10 protein-coding genes are annotated in these 17,621 nt (G+C 44.6%); 6 read left to right on the top strand and 4 right to left on the bottom strand.

Translation table 11 applies throughout. The features are described 5' to 3' along the window. Nucleotides 1-259 precede the first annotated feature (259 nt). The 4 genes from CAP50_RS08690 to CAP50_RS08675 all read right to left on the bottom strand — a co-directional run bounded on the left by CAP50_RS08690 (nt 260) and on the right by CAP50_RS08675 (nt 5,198). Nucleotides 260-976, bottom strand: coding sequence for a cytochrome c1 (locus CAP50_RS08690; protein ID WP_075101616.1), 717 nt, complete (start codon nt 974-976; stop codon nt 260-262). Then, a complete protein-coding gene (locus CAP50_RS08685) occupies nt 976-2,181 on the bottom strand; it encodes a cytochrome b (RefSeq protein WP_172953106.1) in 1,206 nt (401 codons plus the stop codon). Before CAP50_RS08685 ends, CAP50_RS08690 begins: the two co-directional genes overlap by 1 nt. Before the next feature lie 22 nt (nt 2,182-2,203). Then, complete coding sequence (gene petA, locus CAP50_RS08680; RefSeq protein ID WP_075101614.1) at nt 2,204-2,788, bottom strand: ubiquinol-cytochrome c reductase iron-sulfur subunit; 585 nt, start codon at nt 2,786-2,788, stop codon at nt 2,204-2,206. A gap of 469 nt (nt 2,789-3,257) precedes the next feature. Then, nucleotides 3,258-5,198, bottom strand: coding sequence for an ATP-binding cassette domain-containing protein (locus CAP50_RS08675; RefSeq protein ID WP_075101613.1), 1,941 nt, complete (start codon nt 5,196-5,198; stop codon nt 3,258-3,260). A 240-nt stretch (nt 5,199-5,438) separates the two neighbouring features. Between CAP50_RS08675 and CAP50_RS08670 the strand changes: the two genes are divergently transcribed. The 6 genes from CAP50_RS08670 to CAP50_RS08645 all read left to right on the top strand — a co-directional run. Beyond that, nucleotides 5,439-5,696: a SlyX family protein gene (locus CAP50_RS08670; protein WP_100749766.1), complete on the top strand. Its 258-nt coding sequence runs from the start codon at nt 5,439-5,441 to the stop codon at nt 5,694-5,696. Nucleotides 5,697-5,864: 168 nt separating this feature from the next. Further along, nucleotides 5,865-6,941 (top strand): RNA-guided endonuclease InsQ/TnpB family protein, encoded by a 1,077-nt coding sequence (locus CAP50_RS08665; RefSeq protein ID WP_100749765.1) that lies wholly within the window; start codon nt 5,865-5,867, stop codon nt 6,939-6,941. A gap of 191 nt (nt 6,942-7,132) precedes the next feature. Then, nucleotides 7,133-8,362, top strand: a complete 1,230-nt coding sequence (locus tag CAP50_RS08660; RefSeq protein ID WP_100749764.1) for an OmpP1/FadL family transporter — start codon at nt 7,133-7,135, stop codon at nt 8,360-8,362. A gap of 683 nt (nt 8,363-9,045) precedes the next feature. Then, nucleotides 9,046-10,431, top strand: coding sequence for an OmpP1/FadL family transporter (locus CAP50_RS08655; protein WP_075101610.1), 1,386 nt, complete (start codon nt 9,046-9,048; stop codon nt 10,429-10,431). Between the two features lie 254 nt (nt 10,432-10,685). Then, nucleotides 10,686-14,369, top strand: coding sequence for a transferrin-binding protein-like solute binding protein (locus tag CAP50_RS08650; RefSeq protein ID WP_100749763.1), 3,684 nt, complete (start codon nt 10,686-10,688; stop codon nt 14,367-14,369). Nucleotides 14,370-15,060: 691 nt separating this feature from the next. Then, nucleotides 15,061-17,621: transferrin-binding protein-like solute binding protein (locus CAP50_RS08645; protein ID WP_172953103.1), on the top strand; the 2,561-nt coding region annotated here is incomplete at its 3' end.

Raw genomic sequence — 17,621 nt, 5'->3', positions numbered from 1 at the left:
TAAACGCGATGGATGAGTGCCATATGGATAGGTGTTTGTCCTATTATCAGTCTCTATTATCTACGCTATCCTCGATTCGATATAAAAACGTTTCATTGAGCGACTTGATAGCCATGTATCTGATTTACTTGGATCAAACTATATAGTAACACGTACAAAATACGGTGCGGCAAAATGAAAAAAGGCACTACCAGAGTAGTGCCTTTTTGTGTCTATTATGACCAAGTTTTTATAGCGATAGGCTATGTTTATGATTCTATTATTTTACGTCTTTCCAGAACTCTTTATTGAGTAAGTAAACTGGGATCAGTAATACTAACAAGAATAAAATTACAAAGAAGCCAATCACTTGACGGTCATGACGGACAGGCTCTGCCATCCACGCCATAAAGTTGACCAAGTCACCAACTTCAGATTCAAACTCTTCAGCACTAAGCTCTTCTTGCATGTTATGCAATACGTGCGGCATGGCCGCGTTTGCCAGTACTAAGTTGTTTGAGCCCCAAGGACGGCTTGGATCTTCATAAAATGACAATAGATAAGTATAAACCCAGTCATCACCGCGTAGTCTGGTTTCAAGCGATAAGTCTGGTGGCGCCGCCCCAAACCATGCTGCTTGGACATCAGGGTCAATCTCCGCTGTGATATGGTCACCGATTTGATCGGTGGTGACCATTAGGTATTTTTCGACCAGCTCAGGTGGAATATCCAAGTCTTTGGCGATGCGCGAATGACGGACGTACTGTGCAGAGTGACAACCAGCACAGTAGTTCATAAAGATTTTTGCACCGTTTTGTAGCGAGCCTTTATTGGTAAAGTCAATGGGGGCTTCACTACAAGCCAAATGTTCTACCACGCCGTCGGCATTGGTGAAAGTACCACATCCGCCGCCGCCTGCTGCCAGCGCACTACCAGCAGTCAAACTCAATGCCGCGCCTAAGCCTAGACCAGCTAGGGATTTGATTAGCGTGCTCATTAGTGACCTCCGGTAACGCGTTCTGGTGGCTGTTTACACTTCTCGATTGCAGTGTAAAACGGCATCAACAAGAAGAACAAGAAATACAGAATGGTGAATATACGTGACATGATCGTCGCAGTTGGCGTTGCAGGTGTTGCACCCAAGTAGCCTAGTACTACAAAACTAATAGCAAAGACAGTTAGTGCAATCTTAGACAAGATACCTTTGTAGCGTATTGAGCGTACAGGTGATCTGTCGAGCCATGGTATCAAGAATAGTACAGCAATGGCTGCACCCATGGCGATGACCCCGCCCAGCTTACTTGGAACCGCACGCAAGATGGCATAGAACGGTGTGTAGTACCATACTGGCGCGATATGCTCTGGTGTTTTTAGAGAGTTCGCTGCTTCAAAGTTAGGTGGCTCAAGGAAGAAGCCGCCGCCCTCAGGGAAGAAGAACACCACCGCAAAGAAACAGATAAAGAACACTACGATACCCACCATATCATGCACAGTGTAGTATGGATGGAATTCGATACCGTCTAATGGTACGCCGTTTTTGTCTTTTAGCTTCTTAATATCGATACCATCAGGGTTGTTAGAGCCCACATGGTGCAATGCGACAATGTGCATAAAGACCAAGCCCACAAGGACCAATGGGATAGCGACAACGTGTAGCGCAAAGAAGCGGTTTAGGGTGATACCTGAGATGATATAGTCACCACGTACCCACTCAGCAAGACCGTCACCAATCACCGGCAGCGCCGCAGGAAGGTTTAAGATGACCTGAGCACCCCAAAATGACATGTTGCCCCAAGGGAGTAGGTATCCAAAGAAACCTTCGGCCATAAGAGCCAAATAGATGCCCATACCGATGAGCCAAATAAGCTCACGAGGTTTCTGATATGAGCCGTATAGCAGTGCTCTAAACATATGCAAATACACCACGACGAAGAACGCTGAGGCGCCAGTCGAGTGCATATAACGGATGAGCCAACCGCCTTTAACATCACGCATGATGTATTCTACAGACGCAAATGCGCCCTCGGCACTAGGGTTGTACATCATCGTCAACCAAATACCGGTCACCAACTGGTTGACCAATACGATCATTGACAATACGCCAAAGAAGTACCAAAAGTTAAAGTTCTTTGGTGCATAGTACTTTGACATGTGGTATTCATAGGTTTCAGTCGCTGGGAAACGCGCGTCTACCCAATGCATTAACTTTTTACCCATACTCATATTAAGCCTCCCCAACCGTCAAGATGGTACCGTCCATGCTATATTCTGGAACAGGTAAATTCAGCGGTGCAGGAACGCCACTATAAACACGGCCTGCTAAGTCATATTTTGATCCGTGACAGGGGCAAAAAAAGCCGCCGTACCAGTCGTTACCACCCAAATCGGTCGCGCCCACATCAGGACGGTAGTTCGGTGCACAGCCTAAATGCGTACACACGCCTTCGACCACCAAGACCTCTGGTGTTAAAGAACGCTCTGGGTTTTGGCAATACTCTGGTTGTAACGATGCCTCTGAATTAGGGTCAGATAGTAATGGCTTAACTGACTCAAGCGTGCTCAACATGTCTTCGGTACGTTTTACCACAAAGATCGGTTTACCGCGATATTTGACGACAATCATCTGTCCCGCTTCAATAGAGCTGATATCTTGGGTGACTGCAGCCCCTGCAGCCTCAGCTTTAGCGCTTGGGTACCAAGAGCGGACAAAAGGTGTTGCCACAGCAGCTACCCCAGCTGCACCAATTGCGGCAGTTGAGGCAATAAGAACTCTACGGCGTTGTACGTTAACGCCTTCGGCTTGGCTCATTAATACTTCCTCCAGGTGAATGAAATGGGATTATCCCACACTGGGTTTGTGGCTTAGAAAATATACAATATCAAGCCACTTTAGCTGTGCCTAATTTTGCTAATTGTTGCTATTCTAAGCTATTTCGGTGATAAAATAAATTATTGCGTTAAAAATAAAGCAACTTTGAGAGAACACAGTATAAGGTTGAACACGGTAACCCATACAAAAAAGCTGGATTATCAACGTCTAACATCCGTTTTGTTTCGATAAAGGGCGCAAAGGCGCTTCAAAGGTTTTGCAAACGATGGTCACGTGATGACCTTATAATCAATAAGGATATTCAGCAATAGCGAATGATACTTGAAATTTAGGCAATGTTCACTAACTTTCAGTACTTAAGCGTTAAGTCTCTCATTGTCAATCAAAAATCACCACTTTAGCGACGAAAGCGGTGATTTTTTATTATCCTAAACGCGTCTCTAGGCGATTAGCCTTCAAGCTCACTCCAGCGTTCAAGCTTGCTCATCATCTCCTCTTCGATGACCAACAAGCGCTCACTGGCGGCCGTCGCGGCATCAAAGTCGGTGGTAAACCATGAGCCATCAGCCAGCTTGTCTTCTAGCGTTTTTTGTTCGGCTTCTAGCGCCGCGATTTCTTTGGGTAAGCTATCTAGCTCGCGCTGCTCATTGAAGTTGAGCTTTTTGGCGGCTTTATTTGGCTTTCCAGCGTCAGCTTTATTGGCTGATTTTGACGTTTTAGTATTGCTAACGGGTGCTTTTGCGGCGCGCGCGGCTTCCTCGCGGTTTTTTTGTATCAAGTACTCTTGATAACCGCCGACATACTCTTTGACGATGCCATTGCCATTTTCATCCGTGTCAAATACCCAAGTGGAAGTGACCACATTGTCCATAAATGAGCGGTCATGACTGATCAGCAAGATGGTACCGTTAAAGCTGCTGACCGACTCTTCTAATAGCTCAAGGGTGGCCATATCCAAATCGTTGGTCGGCTCATCAAGGACTAATATGTTGGCAGGTTTTAATAATTGCTTGGCAAGTAATACGCGGTTGCGCTCACCACCTGATAAGGCCTTGACAGGTGTCCGCGCGCGCTCCGGCGCAAATAAGAAGTCCTGCAAATAGCTCATGATATGGGTTTTTCGGCCGCCCACTTCGACAAAGTCCGAGCCCTCTGAGACGTTTTGTGCGACGCTTGCCTCAAGGTCGAGCTGATCGCGCAGCTGATCAAAAAAGGCAATTTGCAAATTGGTGCCAAGCGTGACGCTGCCGGTCTTGGTGACCTCGTCATCCGACATATCGAGTAGGGCTTTGATTAACGTGGTTTTGCCTGCGCCGTTAGGGCCGACAATTCCAATCTTATCACCGCGCATGACCATGGTGCTAAAGTCATTGACGAGTACATTGCCATCATATTCAAGATGTAGGTTTTTGACTTTACAGACCATCTTGCCGCTTTTTTCGCCTTCACCCATGGTGATGTTGACGTTGCCGACTTGCTCGCGGCGGCTTTTTCGCTCTTCGCGCAGAGCTTTTAGCTCGCGTACGCGGCCTTCGTTACGGGTACGACGGGCTTTGATGCCTTGACGAATCCACACTTCTTCTTGCGCCAGTTTTTTATCAAAATTGGCATTGTTTTTTTCCTCAGCAAGTAGCTGCTGCTCTTTTAGCTCTTGATAACGAGCGTAGCCTTTGGCACCTTGGGTGACGTCATAGCTGGTCAATTGGCCACGGTCAAGCTCTACAATACGAGTCGCAAGTTTATCAACGAATGCTCTATCGTGGGTGACAAACAGTAGAGTTAGACCTTGCCAATCAAGCAAGAAGCGCTCTAACCACTCAATACTATCAACGTCTAAATGGTTGGTTGGCTCATCTAATAACAATACGTCAGGTTTGGTGACCAGCGCACGCGCGAGCAAAACGCGGCGCTTACGGCCTCCAGATAGCGAGGAGAGGTCGTCCTCTGGGTCAAGCCCCATGGTGGTGATTAGACGGGTGGCATCGCGCTCTAAGTCCCAGCCATGGACGGCGTCGATATCATGCTGCAAGGTCGCCATGTGCTCGCAAGCGTCCATGTCGCCATTGGCGCACATCTCCACTTGCTTATTATAATTGATCAGCAGCTCAGCTGTGCGGCGGCTACCGCCCATGACGATATCAAGTATGCGTCCGCTCGACTCGGGGACGTCTTGCTCGAGCATCGCAACGCGCATGCTACTATTGGTGATAATCTCACCACTATCTGGCTGCAGCGAGCCATTGATCAGTTTAAATAAAGTAGATTTACCTTCGCCATTGCGACCGATTAAGCACACACGCTCGCCTGCATTGATGGAAAAATCAATACCATCGAGAATGGGAGCGACGCCAAAGGCTAAGTGAATGTCTTTTAGATGTATCAGTGCCATAGAGTATCTTAAGCTTATATAATAGTGAGGTAGGGGTTGTTGCAAAATTGCCAGCAGTATAACATGCCACCGCATCACTGTAGTGCGCGTAAGTGGTTTTATCAACACTATTTATTACTTTGCATAGTGGCTGCGATTTAATGCCTGTCATCAAGGGTGACTGGTTATTATTGACGCTGCTGCAAATATGCTGCCGCCGAGTCTATTTGACCTTCTATTTACCATTATTTAGAGAACAACATGAATCAATTCAAAGATAAAGAGGACAGGTTTGGTATGCAAGATGACTTGCAAGCCCAAGTAATCGATTTACAAACGAGCCTAGCGCATCTTGAGGTCACTGTCGAAAGGTTAAATGACGTCATTACGCGACAAGATAAGGATATTCATACATTGCAGCGTCAGTTACAGCTCATTTATAAGCAAATAGACAGTCAAGCTACTGAAGTGGGTATTGCACCATTTGATGTGATGGCAGATAGACCGCCACATTACTGATTTCTAAACCAATATCTGATGCAGGACTGGATGTTTTTTGTTTGACTGTTTTATCATCCAGCGCCGTAAAACCACGTCCTTCTAGGGCGTGAATATCAGGCGTCAGTTGTTGTCGTACAATATTGTGAATCCCTTGATACCCAACTGTATTAATATCATAATGATTCCATGAAAACGCTCAAGCTACGCATCAAAGACAAACACGCCACTCAGCTCAATATCTTGGCTGGGGCGGTTAACTTTGTCTGGAATTATGTTAATGAGCTAAGTTTTAAACATCTTAAACGCACAGGCAGATTCTTTTCAGCTTATGATTTGGCCGCTTATACCAAAGGCAGTGGCGAGTATTTAAACTTGCACAGCCAAACCTTGCAAGCCATCTCTGAAACCCATGCCAAGGCTCGTAAACAGTTTAAAAAAGCCAAACTCAACTGGCGCACCAACAACCCAAAGGCCAAGAGAAGAAGTTTGGGCTGGATTCCTTTTAAAAAGACCGCGATTAAGCATATCAGTACGCGCCAAAGCGGTAAAAAGTCTCTAAAAAGCACCCTACAATTTAGCTTAGCTAACCGTCAAAAGCTGACCATTGATGTGTGGGATAGCTACAATTTAGCCCTGTACAGCATCAATACTTGTGAGTTGGTGCAAGACGCACGAGGCAGATGGTATGCCTGTATCACCGTCAAAGAATTTCCAAAGATTAAGTGTGGCACGGGCCAAGTCGGTATTGATTTAGGCTGCAAGGATTCAGCAGTCAGTAGTGATGGCGATGTTCTAACCACTAAGCTAACCCATCAATATGCTGAAAAACTGGCCATTGCCCAAAGAGCTAAAAACAAAAAGCGGGTTAAGGCGATTCACGCCAAGATTAAAAATACCCGTCAAGATCTGATCCATAAATTCACATCAAAGCTTGTTAAAGCCAACAGCCTAATCGTTGTTGGTAAAATCAAATCAACATCATTCACTTCATCCAAACTGGCCAAATCCGTCTATGACGCAGGTTGGTTTGAAATAAAGCGGCAATTGGATTATAAATGCGCGAACGCAGGTTGCCACTATATCGAAGTCAATGAAGCGTACAGCACCCAAATCTGCTCGTGTTGCGGCTCTCGCCAAGACAGTCCGAAAGGTAGAGAAGGTCTTGGTATAAGAGCATGGTTTTGTCGTTCTTGTAAAACGACCCATAACAGAGATGTTAATGGAGCAAAAAACATTCTCGCGGTCGGGCTTGGCCGTCTTTAGTAGGAATCCCCTCACTTTAGGGAGGGGAGGAAGTCAATAGATGAAGATACTGTTCAGTCATAAACAAGAAATAATGTGTTTTTGTAGTTGTTTTCGTGTGCCAAAATCTTTACTATCTTCACCCTCGGATGCTGCTTACTCATAAAAGTCGGGTTAAGTAGTGAAACAATGCGGATGTTTGGAGATATACAATGCGCGCAACTTTTCATTTAAAAACTCTCACAGTAGCTGTTGCTGCTCTATCTGTCGCTAGCGTTGCTAGTGCTGCTGGTCTTGATCGTTCAGGTCAAGACATCACCGCATTTCTACAAGATGGCACTTATGCCGAGTCTGTTTATACTTATATCGATGCTGATGTAAGTGGTAAAGACTCATCAGGCAATAAAATTGATGACATCGCAGAGTCTTACGATTTCTTTCGTTATGGTGTAAAGACCGATATCAATGATACTTTTAGTATCGGCATCCTATATGACGAGCCTTTTGGTGCGGCAGCTGATTATAGTGGTAACAACAATTTTGTAGACCAAAACCCTCTTTCTCCAAGAAACGGTGAAGGTACTAACGTAGAAGTAAGAACTGAAAGCATTACAGGTATTCTAGGTGCAAAACTTGGTGAAAACAAAAACCTCCAAGTCTATGGTGGTCCCGTTGCTCAACGTGTCAAAGCTGATGTAAAGCTACGCGGTACAGCGTATATTGCTGCTAATGGTTACACAACCCATATTAGCCCTGATCAAGACTATGGTTGGATCGCAGGTATGGCATATAGTAAGCCTGAGATTGCGCTAAAAGCGGCGTTGACATATCGCTCTGAGATTGAGCATAGTGCGAAAGCAGCTGAAAGCTATCCTGTCGTTGATAGTGGTGCGATACCAGATCCTATTGTATCAGCACTAGGACTTTCATCAACTCGAAGTGATAGTATCGATATTACTACTCCTGAGTCAGTTAACTTTGATTTCCAAACGGGTATTAATCCAACCACATTAGCCACTGCTAAAGTGCGCTGGGTACCGTGGAGCGACTTTGCTATCGTACCGTCGTTATACAACGATGTAAGTAAAGTTGCTACGCAAGATGATAAAGGCTTGGCATTAGTAAGCTATGATAAAGACCAGTGGCAGGTTGAGTTAGGTCTTGCCAAACGTCTAGCACCAAAGTTTGCCGTTAGTGGTACTGTTGGTTGGGACAGTGGCGCTGGCGACCCTGTCACTTCACTAGGCCCTATCGAAGGCTATTATAGTGTCGGTCTAGGTGGTAAATACGACATCACAGAAAACTGGGCAGTGTCTGCAGGTGGTAAATACCTACGGTTCGGCGATGCTGATGGTCAAGTTCCAACCAAGCAAGTCGTCAGCAAATTTGAAGACAACGATGGTTTTGCGCTGGGTGTGAAGTTGTCTTATCAAGCAAAATAAGCACTAAATCAGTTTAATTTTAAACTGAGATAAATACTAAAAAAGCGATCCATTATGGGTCGCTTTTTTTTGGCAAAAACAAATAATATGGTCAGCCTTACTGGTGAATAAACATATGATTCTTTTATTTAGAGTCGACCATAGATGAGATTTTTGCTTAATCAAAATGTCAAATAGCTAGTTAATACTTATCAGTCAGTGAACGATTGTTTTAATACTTTACTGTGCTGTTCTTTATAAAAATGGTGGTCTAAAACGGCCTGCTTTTTTTACAAAAAAAATTTTATAAAATATATCTATTATAATCAATGAGATATAGTGAATCATATAAGGTGGTATATAGACGACAAGAAAGCGTTTGTGAGGTAAAAAATGCCACATTATTGGCTCAATAGAACAGTGGTGAATATTCTATTAACATAAATCTATCTTTGTAAAATCTCTAAAAGAGTATTGCTATAGTATAGAAGTTTAATTATGATACTGAAATCAGTTACGTTGTCTTACATAGCGGTAATGTCTGATAACAACGAAAGTAAGGTTGCGTAAATCATCGTTACTTTCGACAGTTAAGTCGTTTGGCAAAGGATTGCATAGCATCGGCTGACGTTACTAGTACAGGTCACTAGTCTGTATAGTCTCCGAGCTACTTGCCAGTTATTTTATTCATGGAGGATATCTAAGTGTCTCAAAATTTTCCTATCTCTAAACTTACCCTCGCTCTGATCACGCTATCGGCTGCTTCGTTGACGCAAGCTGCTGGCCTCGACCGTTCTGGTCAAGACATCAAAGGCTTTTTTAATCCTGGTACTTATGCCGAGATTGATTACGCTTACATTGATACTGATGTATCAGCCCATGATAATGCTGGTGCTATCACTACTCCAGGTGGTGATATTAATAATGGCATTACTTCGACAGAAGAGGCTTATAGAAAAGGTAAGTCAACTGGTGATGCAACTCCAGATACATATAGCTTTATGCGCTATGGCGTCAAAACCGACATCAATGAAAACTTCAGTATTGGTGTGTTTTATGACGAACCATTTGGTGCAGAAGTAGAGTACTCTGGCGATAGCACGTTTGTCTCTCAAGCAGGTAAGGATACCATTGCCGACTCATCAACTGGGACATCCGTTCCAAACGAAGTTATCAACTCTTCGGTACTAGACCCAGATTACGACAAAAATACCAACGTCAGTGTACACACTGAATCATGGACAGGTTTGATCGGTTATAAGTCCAATGGCTTTCAAGTCTATGGCGGTCCTGTGATGCAAAAGGTAAAAGCAGATGTGCACTTGCGCGGTCAAGCATACGGTCCGTTGACAGGCTACGATGCTAATGTGAATAGTGACACTGACTATGGCTGGGTAGCAGGCTTGGCGTATAGCAAGCCTGAAATCGCCTTAAATGCTGCCTTAACGTATCGCTCAGAGATTGATCATAAAACCCCAGTGGGAGAGAGAATACCTCTATTAGGGTCACCTCTACGAGATACAGCATTAGGCAAGCTTGGGATTGATCCAGACTCTGCGCTTGGTCAATCAATCGGTGAATATGCCACCACTGATGCGACAGTCACAACGCCTGAGTCTGTGAACTTAAATATCCAAACGGGTCTAAGTGAAAAGTATCAGCTATTAGGTACATTAGATGTACGCTGGGTACCATGGAGTGATTTTACCATCGTACCACCATTATACAATGCTTACTCTAAGGCTGCAGTTCCAGAAGGCCTGCCATTATTATCTTATGACAAAGACCAATGGAAAGTCGACGTGGGTCTAGCCAAACGTTTCAATGAAAAACTAGCAGGTTCGGTCGTGGTTGGTTATGACTCTGGTGCTGGTGATCCGGTGAGCTCGCTTGGTACTATTGAAGGGTTTTATAGTATCGGTGGTGGCGTAAAATACAATGTCACTCCTGAATGGGCGGTATCTTTGGGTGGTAAATATCTGAAGTTTGGCGATGCGACTGGACAACTACCTAACGGTAGTATCGTCAGCAAAGCTGAAGACAATGATGGCTATATCGCGGGCGTAAAGCTGTCTTATCAAAGCCAATAAATTGTGATATCTGACTATCTGAAATCTAACTATAACGGCTTATCTAGCTTATGAGCCAGATAAGCCTACATCACGTCGATACATGTATTTAATTTTTAATAAATGAACGTTTGCGTCATGTTTTATCAGCAGGTACTCGCTGCAATAAATTGACTTTGCAAACTAAATTTGATTATCTATATATCGTACAGACCCATCCTATGTCGTACGAATAGGTAAAGGACTATCTATCAATCATCCATGGAGGAAGAAGAATGTCACCTAATCGTCATTCAATCTCAGTTGTATCAACCGCTAAAAAACTAAAAACTCCACTTAAAGCCAGTGTTGTCCTTTTGACGTCAATGATTTTGGCCGCCTGTAATACAACAGATGAGCCTTCTTATAATCTTGATGATGTCTTTAGCCCAATACCTGGTGCTACCGATAAGCAACTAGAAGAAGCGAAAGCTGAAGCCGAAAAAGCAAAACAGGAAGCTCAAAAGGCGAAAGAAGAAGCTGAAAAAGCAAAAAAAGAGGCCGCCGAGCAAATAGCTGCTGCTGAAAAAGCAGCTGAAGAAAAGGCGGCATCGGCCCTCAAAGCGAAAGAAGAAGCTGAAGCTGCTGCTGCTGCTGCTGAAAAAGCAAAAGCAGATGCCATTAAAGCAAAAGAAGAGGCTGAACAAGCATTAGAGGATGCATTAGCAGCTGGGGGTGGTTCAGAAGCGCTTCAAAAAGAAGCTGATCGCAAGGCGAAATTAGCAGAAGAAGCGGCAGCTGCCGCCGACGCCGCTGCCGCTGCCGCTAATACTGCCCAGCAAGAAGCAGAGGCAGAAGCGACTGCAGCTGCAGCAGCACAACAAGCTGCGCAAGATGCAGCATCAGATGCTGAAATCAAAAACGCTGCTGAAACTTCTAAGTCTGGCGTTCAGTCATTAGATATCAATGCAGGATCAATTGGTTTATTCAAGACAACGACCAGTGACTTTACCGTTAGTGAGGATGGTACAGTCGTTAATGCTCGAGCTGACCTAGCCTCTGATAATCCGGAGACCGAAAAAGTAGATGGATTGCTACCACAAGTGCCAATAACGACATCAGGTGCTGATGATACTCAAGTTGCTAATTCTAATGGCTTTATGAGTCATAAAGACAGTACGAGTATTAATGCGTTGGGCATGGATCTACCACTGACTTATACTTCGACTTATAAAGATTTTGGCAATGATGAGATGCGTATTGGTCACATTAATGGTTCGGTTGCCGCGTTAGGACAGACATTACCAGTCAATGGTGTCGTCGTTATTGGCAACGCTACTGAAGCTGCTAACGTGCCAACAGAAGGTAAAGTAGGCTATACAGGGGACGCAACCTATCGTGAATTGGGTTTAGATAAAGCTATTGAGTTTGGGACTTCAGTATTCACCGCTGACTTTGTGGCCAAAAACGTAAAAGGTGACCTAACCTTTAGTGATAAAACAATCGGTCTAGAAGCAACTATCGATGGTAATAAGTTCTCAGGAACTAAAGACGGCTATAACGCAGATGGTGGCTTCTACGGTGGCGATGCTCAATACTTAGGTGGTGTTTACGAAGGTAAAGGCGCTCAAGGTACTTATGGAGCCAAGAGTGACAATCAAACCGCAGCTGAGCAGGCAGCTAAAGATACAAAAGCGCAAGCAGAAGCTGCTGAAAAAGCGTTAGCCGCTGCCCAAGCAGAAGCGGCGGAAGCTCAAGCTGCTGCAGAACAAGCTCAAGCTGATGCGGCAAAAGCGAAAGCCGATGCCGAAAAAGCACAAGAAGCGGCTGATAACGCTGGCAGTGGTGGCGATGATCAAGCACTGCAAGATGCTTTAGACAGAGCAGCCGCCGCAGAAGAAGCGGCGAAGAAAGCTAAAGAAGACGCAGATGCAGCAATCCAAGCAGCAGCAGATAAAGCGCAAGAGGAAGTTAAAGCGGCACAAGATAAAGTAACAGCGGCTCAGTCAGAAGCGAGTGCAGCTAAAGCGAGTGCAGCCGCTGCTGTAGCCGCCGCAGAAGCAGCCGAAAAAGATGCCGCTGCTAAAATAGCCGCTGCAGAGTCAGCCGCCGCAGAAGATGTAGCAGCAGCTAAAAAATTAGCCGATGAAGCTAGATTAGAAGCTGAAAAGGCAAAAACTGCTAAAGAAACAGCTGAAAAAGAAGCACAAGAAGCAGAAGACAGAGCAACTGCAGCAGCTGAAGCACAAGCAGCAGCTGAAAAGAAAGCTCAAGAGCTGCAAAAACAGCTAGATGCGTTAACGCCAAAATTTGAATCTGCAGCTGAAGCTGAGAAATCAGGTGTACAGCATTTATCTGTTGATGCTACTGCATTAAGCAAAGACATAGGTGTTAAAACAACCACGACCCGTGACTTTGAAATCAGTAGCACCTCAGATGTCGATGCTCGTGCTGACCTAGCACTTGAAGGTGTTCTTGAAGTACCAGCAGTAGCAATCAAAGTTTCAGGTGACAATGACTCAGCTACCGAAAATGGCTTTAAGTCTTATGAAGGAACAGCCAGTGTATTAGGTGAAGGTGATTTAGCTTATACCTCAATTTATAAAGACTTCGGTGATAACGGCGAGATGCGTATTGCCCATATAGATGGCACAGCAGCCAATGGCGCTGTACCTGTAGATGGTGTGGCTGTAGTGGGTAATAAGACAGCAACGCTACCGACAGAAGGTACGTTTGAGTATGCTGGTGATGCCACCAATCGTAAAGTTGGAGTAGACAATGCGATTGAATATGGCAGTTCTGAGTTCACGGCTGACTTCGTCAATAGTAAAGTTGAAGGTAAGCTTAACTTTATTAAAGCTGGTGAAATTGGGCTATCAGCAGACATCGACGGTAATGAATTCTCAGGGGCGGCCGCCGATGAGAGTGGCTACAATACTGAAGGTGCTTTCTACGGTGAAGATGCCAACTTTATTGGTGGTATCTATGAAGGTAATGGCTCACAAGGTACCTTTGGTGCAGAGAAAGGCGGATCGCCAGCGGACCTTATCGACCCAACGCCAACGCCAGAAGCGCCTACTAACCCAGATGTAGCGGCAGATACTGAAATGACAGGACTGCAGAGCTTTACGTTATCAAACGGTACTGCGATTGGTTTCAGATCATTCTGGGACGATAAAGATAATAAAGCAAGTGATGACAGAAGCGACACCTTTACTAACACTGGAGACGGCGACAACTTTACTGACTTTGAAACCTTAACTGCTCGTGCTGACTTAACAAAGCCTGATACAGTGAGTAACTCAGTTACCGCGACAATTGCCTCCGCTAATGATGGCGCTTATGCTGATAATACGAATGGTTTCAAAGAGTATAATGGCTCAGCTACTGTCAGTGTCGTAAAGCCTATTTCTACTAACTTGACACTGCCTTATAAATCTGTTTATAAGAACTTCGATAGTCAAATGCAGATCGGTCATATATATGGTGAGGCAGATTCAATCCTAGGTCGTTCTGCACGTGTATCTAGTGTTTATGTACAGGGTAAACTGACTGCTGCTGAAGACATGGCGTATATGAAAAACTTAGCTCAGTTTAACGCGGAGAACGGTGGCGATGGAATTGTTCAATATACAGGTAATGCTACCTATATGGAGAACTTGCATTTTAATGATCCAAACCCACGTCCAGGTGTAAACGTTAATGGTGTTTCAAACTTCGATGTAGACTTTGTTAATGACTCTCTGACAGGTAACTTAGCGTTTGCTGATATCAATAAGAATATCGATATTAGTGCTGATATTAGTGGTAACACCTTTGCTGGCACAAATGGTAATGTGCAGACCTCAGGTGGTTTTTATGGCGAAGATGCTAAATTCTTAGGTGGTATATATCAAGAAGCATTAGCACCAGGTGGTTCAGGAACAGAAGCTGGAACAGGTACGACCTTCCAAGGCACCTTTGGTGCAGAAAAGCAGTAAGTTAATCTAAAATTTTATGATATAAAAAAAAGCGCCTTCGGGCGCTTTTTTTTGTTTATAAAAACTATAAAAGTACTGCTTAATAATAGACTTAGGTTTGTGTTTTTATTTGGTTTTATAAAGTATCTAATACACCGTATTAATCATAATGGTGGTAATACTTTTTAAGTATTGCGGTAAATTTAACTAAGTATTCTTGCTTGTAGAGATATTGTTTTTCTGATTTTAAATTAATTGGGTAGAAATTAATAAATAAATGAGGTCTTAATAAGTTTATTTTTTATTAAAAAATATTGATTATATATTTTATATAATATATTTATGGCTAATATAACAAAGTTTCGTTATTTACCCCAAAGCATTGATTTTGCTATACTTTTGGTTAATATATTTTTATAAATATTGTAACTAATAAATGAAGAGTGATATGAATATGTAATATTTAAATTACTATTATTGAGTTTGGTAGGAATGAGTATTTTATTAAATTTAAGTAAAAACCGATTCAAAACATATCGTTTAAAAGAAATAGGAAATTAATTGGTAACCAAAGGTTACATTGTTCATAATTGTAGATATATTTATTGACTTTTTATAAGTGATTTGTTTATCTATGCGTGGCACCAGATATTTGTTGTGCCTAGTATGGATAAATAATGGACTGTTATCAATTCTTCATGGAGGAAGACGAATGTCACTTAACCGTCATTCAATATCTGCTGTAGCGACAGCAAAAAAACTAAAAACGCCGCTGAAAGCTAGCGTCGTTATTTTAACCACTGTAATCCTAGCATCATGCGCTAGTGATGGTGGAGACAGCATCACGCTCAAGCCATCCCCTACAATACCTAAAGATGACAGTGAAACTGCAGGAGGAGCAGAAACTGAGGGTAGCGGCGTTGATACTGGCAGTAATGCGCAAGCAGAAGCTGCAATAAAAGCGGCCGAAGCCAAAACGAAAGCTGCTGAGGAAGCGTTAAAGCAGGCAAAGGCCAAAACGAAGGCTGCAGAAGACGCACTTAAAGCTGCTGAGATGAAATTTGGTGTTGAGTCACAAAAGGCGGCAGAAGCGTCACAAAAGGCGATTGATGCAGCAAGATCAGAGGCAGCAAAAGCGAAAGCCGCAGCAGAGGCTGCTAGGGTAGAAGCAGTCGCAAAGATTGAAGCAGCCGCAAAAGAAGCTGAAGGCAAAATTAAAGCGGCGAAAGAAGCAGCGGCTAAGGATGCCGTAGCAAAGGTGAAAGCCGCTGAAGAAAAGGTAAAGGCTGCTGAAGCTCGCACCAATGCAGCTGAAGCTCGAGCCAATAAAATAGCAGAGTCACTGAAAGCTGAGGTAGTGGCAAAAGAAGCAGCCGAAGCTAAAACCAAAGCAGCTGAAGCTGAGACTAAGAAAGCTCAGGACAAAGTTAAAACAGCAGAAGAAAAGGCCGCCGCCGCCATAAAGGCCGTTGCAGCTGCAAAAGCTGAGGCAGATAAAAAGATTGCAGCTCTAAAAGAAGCAACAGCCAGTCAGGTCGCTGTCGCTGAAAAAGAAGCGACAGCGGCAAAAGAAGCGCTTAAAACTGTAAAAGCACAAGCAATTGTAGCGGCAAAAGCAGCAGCGAAAGCGGCAGCTGATGCAGCAGCAGCAGCAGCTAAAGAAGCAGCAGCTAAACTCGAAGCGGTCAAAAATGCCTCAGAAAAAGAAATTACTGCTGCAAAAAAAGCAGCCGCAGACGCTCAGGCGCGCGCTGATAAAGCTGTCGAAGATGCCGCTACTGCTCAAAAACGTGTAGAAGAAGCGGAGGCGATTGCTAAATCAGAGGCTGATAGAGCAGCCTTAGAGGCTTCACAAAAGAAACAGGCGATAAAGCAAGCTGAAGAAGCAAAAGCAGAGGCATTAAAGGCTAAGGATGAAGCAGTAAAAGCAAACAAAGAAGCAGCAGATTCTAAACAGTTAGCTGAAAAAGCTAAGGCGGACTTAGTAGCTGCCGAAGGAGCACTTGCTAAAGCTGAGAAAGACCTAGAAGAAGCGTTGGCAAGTGGAGGTAATCCAGAAGCTCTACAGGCAGAAGTGGATCGTCGACAAGCTGCCCTTGACGCGGCGAACGCTAAAGCCATAGCAGCCGAGCAAGCCCAAGCAGCAGCGACTGCCGCAGCCGAAGCCCAAGTCGCCGCCGCTCAGCAAGCCGCTCAAGCAGCGCAAGACGCCTTAGCCGCCTCTCAAATCAAGAACGCACCTGAAGCCGCTAAGTCTGGGGTTCAGTCATTGAATATCAATGTAACCCCACTAAGTAAAGTTTATAACACCACCACCCGTGACTTTGAAGCAACGGATAATAGTATCGTAGCCCGCGCAGACATCGCTTCAGAATCAGAACCAGGCAAAGGGGATGGACTATTAGGTAAAGTTGGCGTCACAACATCAAGCAATGCTGACACAGCGCTTGCGAATGGCTTTGTGAGTCATGCTGACAGTGCAGAAGTTTCTGTTCCAGCCTTGGGTCAGACATTGCCTCTAACGTACACCTCAACGTATAAAGACTTTGGCGATGACATGCGCATCGGTCACATTGATGGCAAAGCGGTCTTTAGTGGTGCAGAGTTACCAGTCAATGGCGTAGCCGTAATCGGTAATGCCACGCAAGAAGCGAACATGCCGACTGAAGGCAAAGTTGGTTATACAGGGGATGCCACCTATCGTACCCTAGGTTTCGATAATGCCATCGAATTTGGTACCTCAGTCTTTACTGCTGACTTTGTTGCTAAAAACGTGAAAGGTGATCTTAGCTTTGCTAACGCCGGTAAGATTGGTCTAACGGCTGATATCAATGGTAACCAATTCTCAGGCAGTGCAGATGCTAACGGCGGCTATCTCACTGAAGGTGGATTCTTCGGTGGTGACGCCCAGTATCTGGGCGGTGTTTACGAAGGCAATGGTGCTCAAGGTACCTATGGTGCCAAGAGTGACAAGCAGACCGCAGCAGAAAAAGCGGCTGTGAAAGCACAAGCAGATGCGGATGCAGCCAATGCAGCCATCGCAGGCGTTCAAGCACAAGCTGCTGCTGCCAAAGCTGCAGCAGAAAAAGCTCAAGCTGACGCTGTTAAGGCTCAAGAAGCCTGGGCGATGGCAGAAGAGAACTTGGCAAATGCCGGTAATGGTGAAGACCTACTCGCGGCTGCCCTAGAGCGTGCAGCTGTAGCAGAAGCAGCCGAAGCTGCTGCTTTAGAAGYGGCAACCAAAGCGACAGCAGCTAAAGAAGCGGCCTTAGC

The organism is Psychrobacter sp. L7 (assembly GCF_002810365.1).
GTDB lineage: Bacteria > Pseudomonadota > Gammaproteobacteria > Pseudomonadales > Moraxellaceae > Psychrobacter > Psychrobacter celer.
This window is presented reverse-complemented; position numbering and strand designations above follow the sequence as displayed.

What these genes read in the sequence shown, in the direction of transcription:
- CAP50_RS08690 (WP_075101616.1), bottom strand. Translation starts at nt 976, where the DNA reads ATGAGCACGCTAATCAAATCCCTAGCTGGTCTAGGCTTAGGCGCGGCA.
- CAP50_RS08685 (WP_172953106.1), bottom strand. Translation starts at nt 2,181, where the DNA reads ATGCATTGGGTAGACGCGCGTTTCCCAGCGACTGAAACCTATGAATAC.
- petA (WP_075101614.1), bottom strand. Translation starts at nt 2,788, where the DNA reads ATGAGCCAAGCCGAAGGCGTTAACGTACAACGCCGTAGAGTTCTTATT.
- CAP50_RS08675 (WP_075101613.1), bottom strand. Translation starts at nt 5,198, where the DNA reads ATGGCACTGATACATCTAAAAGACATTCACTTAGCCTTTGGCGTCGCT.
- CAP50_RS08670 (WP_100749766.1), top strand. Translation starts at nt 5,439, where the DNA reads ATGAATCAATTCAAAGATAAAGAGGACAGGTTTGGTATGCAAGATGAC.
- CAP50_RS08665 (WP_100749765.1), top strand. Translation starts at nt 5,865, where the DNA reads ATGAAAACGCTCAAGCTACGCATCAAAGACAAACACGCCACTCAGCTC.
- CAP50_RS08660 (WP_100749764.1), top strand. Translation starts at nt 7,133, where the DNA reads ATGCGCGCAACTTTTCATTTAAAAACTCTCACAGTAGCTGTTGCTGCT.
- CAP50_RS08650 (WP_100749763.1), top strand. Translation starts at nt 10,686, where the DNA reads ATGTCACCTAATCGTCATTCAATCTCAGTTGTATCAACCGCTAAAAAA.